The sequence below is a fragment of the Micromonospora sp. genome (assembly GCF_048594385.1).
GTDB lineage: Bacteria > Actinomycetota > Actinomycetes > Mycobacteriales > Micromonosporaceae > Micromonospora > Micromonospora wenchangensis.
This window is the reverse complement of the sequence record NZ_JBMDWU010000498.1, coordinates 1-3,563: the sequence shown is the minus strand read 5'-3', so window position 1 is coordinate 3,563 and position 3,563 is coordinate 1. Positions and strand designations below refer to the sequence as shown.

10 protein-coding genes are annotated in these 3,563 nt (G+C 74.2%); all 10 read left to right on the top strand.

Annotated elements, in window-relative coordinates:
- Positions 1-285, top strand: a 285-nt coding sequence (locus ACOJTC_RS26870) for a hypothetical protein (protein WP_420118977.1), incomplete at its 5' end; no start/stop codon positions are given.
- A complete protein-coding gene (locus ACOJTC_RS26865) occupies positions 282-473 on the top strand; it encodes a hypothetical protein (protein WP_420118976.1) in 192 nt (63 codons plus the stop codon). The genes ACOJTC_RS26870 and ACOJTC_RS26865, both read left to right, overlap by 4 nt.
- 29 nt (positions 474-502) lie before the next feature.
- Positions 503-733: a hypothetical protein gene (locus ACOJTC_RS26860; protein WP_420118975.1), complete on the top strand. Its 231-nt coding sequence runs from the start codon at positions 503-505 to the stop codon at positions 731-733.
- A gap of 9 nt (positions 734-742) precedes the next feature.
- Positions 743-883: a hypothetical protein gene (locus tag ACOJTC_RS26855; RefSeq protein ID WP_420118974.1), complete on the top strand. Its 141-nt coding sequence runs from the start codon at positions 743-745 to the stop codon at positions 881-883.
- Position 884: 1 nt separating this feature from the next.
- Positions 885-1,319 (top strand): hypothetical protein, encoded by a 435-nt coding sequence (locus ACOJTC_RS26850; RefSeq protein ID WP_420118973.1) that lies wholly within the window; start codon positions 885-887, stop codon positions 1,317-1,319.
- A complete protein-coding gene (locus tag ACOJTC_RS26845) occupies positions 1,316-1,717 on the top strand; it encodes a hypothetical protein (protein ID WP_420118972.1) in 402 nt (133 codons plus the stop codon). Before ACOJTC_RS26850 ends, ACOJTC_RS26845 begins: the two co-directional genes overlap by 4 nt.
- Before the next feature lie 4 nt (positions 1,718-1,721).
- Entirely contained in the window at positions 1,722-2,240 is a 519-nt protein-coding gene (locus ACOJTC_RS26840) for a transglycosylase SLT domain-containing protein (RefSeq protein WP_420118971.1), read from the top strand.
- A complete protein-coding gene (locus ACOJTC_RS26835; protein WP_420118970.1) occupies positions 2,233-2,754 on the top strand; it encodes a C40 family peptidase in 522 nt (173 codons plus the stop codon). The genes ACOJTC_RS26840 and ACOJTC_RS26835 overlap by 8 nt, the downstream gene beginning before the upstream one ends.
- Positions 2,751-3,341, top strand: a complete 591-nt coding sequence (locus tag ACOJTC_RS26830) for a hypothetical protein (protein WP_420118969.1) — start codon at positions 2,751-2,753, stop codon at positions 3,339-3,341. The genes ACOJTC_RS26835 and ACOJTC_RS26830 overlap by 4 nt, the downstream gene beginning before the upstream one ends.
- Positions 3,338-3,493, top strand: coding sequence for a hypothetical protein (locus ACOJTC_RS26825; protein ID WP_420118968.1), 156 nt, complete (start codon positions 3,338-3,340; stop codon positions 3,491-3,493). Before ACOJTC_RS26830 ends, ACOJTC_RS26825 begins: the two co-directional genes overlap by 4 nt.
- Positions 3,494-3,563: the final 70 nt, after the last annotated feature.

The window sequence follows — 3,563 nt, the reverse complement described above, 5'->3', positions numbered from 1 at the left end:
GACGTCCAGGACGACGACGTCCAGGACGACGACGTCCAGGACGACGACGACCAGGACGACGACGACCAGGACGACGACGACCAGGACGACGACGACCAGGACGACGAGGTGCCGGCCGCGCGCCGGACTCCGGCGGTTGTCCAGGACGGCGCGGGCTGGGTGCTGGGTCTGCTGCTCTGGGGCTACGTGGTGCTGCCGTTCATCCGTGGCGGCCCGGACCGGGTCGCTGCGGTGCTGCGGGCCAAGTTCCTGAACCAGGCTCCCGACGGGACGGAGCTGCCGTGAGGCCGTCGGGGCTGGTGCTGGTCATCGGCGGCGTGTGGGTGCTGTGTCAGGTGCTGGCGGGCCGGGCTCTGCAGCGGCTGGGCCTGACGGACGCGACCGGACCGGACCCGTTCGCCCCGCCGGGGGTGGCGCGGCCGGACGACGGCTACGGGCCCGGATTCCGCGACGGTCAGGGTCGGCCGCTGTGAGGGGCTGGCGGGGGTTCGCGGCCGGCGCGTTGACCCTGATCGCGCTCGAAGTCCTCGGGAGCGGTAAGGGGCCAGAGCAGGGCGGGAAGTTACTCGTCTGGCTGACGGGCGGGGTCCGGCGGGCGTTCGACCCGGAGGTCGCCGGCATCCCCCGTGTCGGTAAGCCGACACCGGCAGCCGGCGGCAAGGGCAAGAGCAGCGGGGGCGGGCTCGGGGAGATCGGCGGCACCCTGCCGCGCAACCCGATCGTCACGACGTAGGGGGCAGTGATGGGTAAGAAGGCACTCGGGACGGCGGGGCTGCTCATCGGCATGTACCTGGTGGCGGCGCACGCCACCGGGTGGGGAAAGCTGATGCTCAACGCGGGCACGGCGGGTTCCGGCCTGGTCAAGACTTTCCAGGGTCGCTGACATGCCGAAGCTGTTCGGCAAGGCGGGCAAGGCGGGCAAGGAGCAACGTCCGCAGCAGGTGCCGGCGGGCAGCGGCGGCCGGTCGTCCGGCGGGAACGTGATCCCGGGGCCGGCGGTTGCGTACGGGCCGCAGCCGGTCGCGGTGTCGCTGGCGGCGCGGCTGGGCGTGGCGACGCTGCTGCCGCTGTTCTCGGCGCGGTTCCTACCGCAGGACTCCGGCGCGGCGACCCGGCGCGGCATCGACGGCGGGACGCCGGACTTCGGCGCGCTGCAGGGGTTCCGGGGCCTGGTCGCCGGTCCCCGGTCGGCGCGGCTCGGTGCTCAGGCGGGCCCGTCGGACCAGCCGGGGTATCCGGGCACCGGTAACGCACTGGTGCTCCAGGGCCTGGCGAACATGGCGAGGCCGGACCAGCAGCGGTACGGGGGCCTGCGGTGAAGGCCGGCGGGAAGCCGACCGGCGGCGGCAAGGGCATGACGGGGCTGCTGCGGGACAAGCGGGTTCTGGCGGCGGTCGGGGTGGCCGGGGTGCTGGGCCTGGTGACCCTGATGCGGCGCGGCAGCTCGTCGTCACCGCAGCCGGCCGGGTACGTCGACAGCAGCGGGTTCGACGCGTACAACGCTGTCCAGGCGGTGGGCGCTGGCCTGTCCAACGACATCCGTGAGCTGACCGACGCGATCAACACGGGCAAGCTGCCGACGACTCCGTCGACCGGCACGGGCCGGGACATCCCGTCGTACTCCAAGCTCAACGACCCCGGGGCGTGGTACGCGTCCGCGTCCGCCTCGTCCGCTCCGCGCGGTGGTGGGGTGCGCCCGTCGACTGCCCCGAGGTGACCTGGTGGCCCTGACGATGGCGCAGGCCTACGCGCTGGCGCGTCAGGCCGGGTTTGACCCGGCGTCGGCCGTGATCGCAGCAGCGATCGCGGCCGGTGAATCCGGGCTGAACCCGGCGGCTGTCGGGGATGTGACACTGCAGGACGCGACGTGGGGCCCGTCGGTCGGGCTGATGCAGGTCCGGACCTTGAAAGCGGACACGGGGACCGGCCGGACGCGGGACATCACCGTGTTGCGGGACCCGCTGGCGAACATGCAGGCCGCGTACGAGATCAGCCATGGCGGCCGGGACTGGACGCCCTGGTCGGTCTACACCTCGGGCAAGTACCGGACGTTCCTCGGGCAGGCGCGCGACGCGGCGGCGGTCGCGCCGCGCACGATCCCCGGCGCGACGGTGGTCCCGGCGGGGCTGTCCGACAACGTCCTCGCGACGGGGCGCGGGCTGATCGTCGGCGGGCTGGTGCTGGCCGGTGGCGTGGCCCTGGTCCTGCTCGGCGCGACCCGGGCGGTCGGCAGTGAGTAAGGCAGACCAGGTGATCGCGTACGGGCTGGCCGAGGTCGGTGACCCGTACGTGTGGGGTGCAGAGGGCCCCGACGCGTTCGACTGCAGCGGCCTCATGCAGTGGATCTTCGGCAAGGCAGGGATCGACCTGCCGCGCACGGCGGCGCAGCAGCAGCGCGCGACCACCCCGGTCCGCGACCCACGCCCCGGTGACCTCGTGTTCTGGGGGACCCCGGCGCATCACGTCGGGCTCTACGTCGGTGACGGCCGGTTCCTGGCCGCGCCCCGGTCCGGTGAGCGGGTCCGGGTGGCCAAGGTCTACGGCACGCCGGAGTACCGGCGCGTCAAGGCACTCGGCGGGCCCGGCGGGGCGGTCGGCGCGGTGGTGTCCCCGATCACGGACCCGATTACAGCCGGGCTGGGTGACGCGGTGCTCGGGTCGGCCGACTGGCTCAAGACGGGCGTGTTGGCGGCCGGCGGCGTCGCCCTGGTCGTCATCGGCATGTGGCACGCGACCAAGGGGGAGAGAGCATGAGCAGCGACATCCGGTCGCCGTGGCAGCACGTCCGCGACCTGGCCAACCGGCCGGCGGCCCAACCGCAGCATCGGCCGGCAGAGCAGGTGGACGGCGGCTACGGCCGGGTCCCGGCGGCGGCCGTGGCGGTCGACACCACGGCGGACGTCCCGGCCCCGCCGACGCCCCGGCCGCTCACCTCCCGGGAGGCGGATCGGCTGATGCAAGCCGAACTGCTCGGGGCGTGCCGGCAACTCACCACGACGACGACGGACCTCGCGGCGCGGCTGGGCGGCCGGCGCGGCGCGGTCAACGGCGTGCTGCTCGTCCGCCTGGTCGTGCTCGACGCGTCGGGCCGCTGGTCCTACGCGGGCCCGGTCGCGATCGGGTCCGCGCTGGTCGACAACCACCACGAGTCCGACCCGGTCTACGTGGCATCCGGGCAGTCGTCCGGGCCTGGCCCGGGTCTGGGCGTGCAGCTCGTCGCGGCGGGCCAGCAGCGGCGCGTTCCGGTCGCGGACCACGCGGTCACGCTCTGGGGCACGGCCGGCGCCCAAATCTCCGTCCAACTCTTCACCGGGCTCCAGGCGTACGGGGTCGGGCTGTGACCGGCCGCGAGCCGTTCTCCCGCGACCGGCGGACGGCGGCCGTAGCCGGCGCGGTGCTGCTCGGCGCGGGCTGGCTGTGCCTGCACGACGCGTACGTCCGCCGCAACGTCAAGCCGCCGCTGGTCCTGCGGCCGTTCCTGTGGTGGCGGTGACCCGGTGGTCGCAGCGATCCCGCAACGGCTCGTCGCGTCGACCACGCTGGACGTGGTCGGCAGCGGGGAG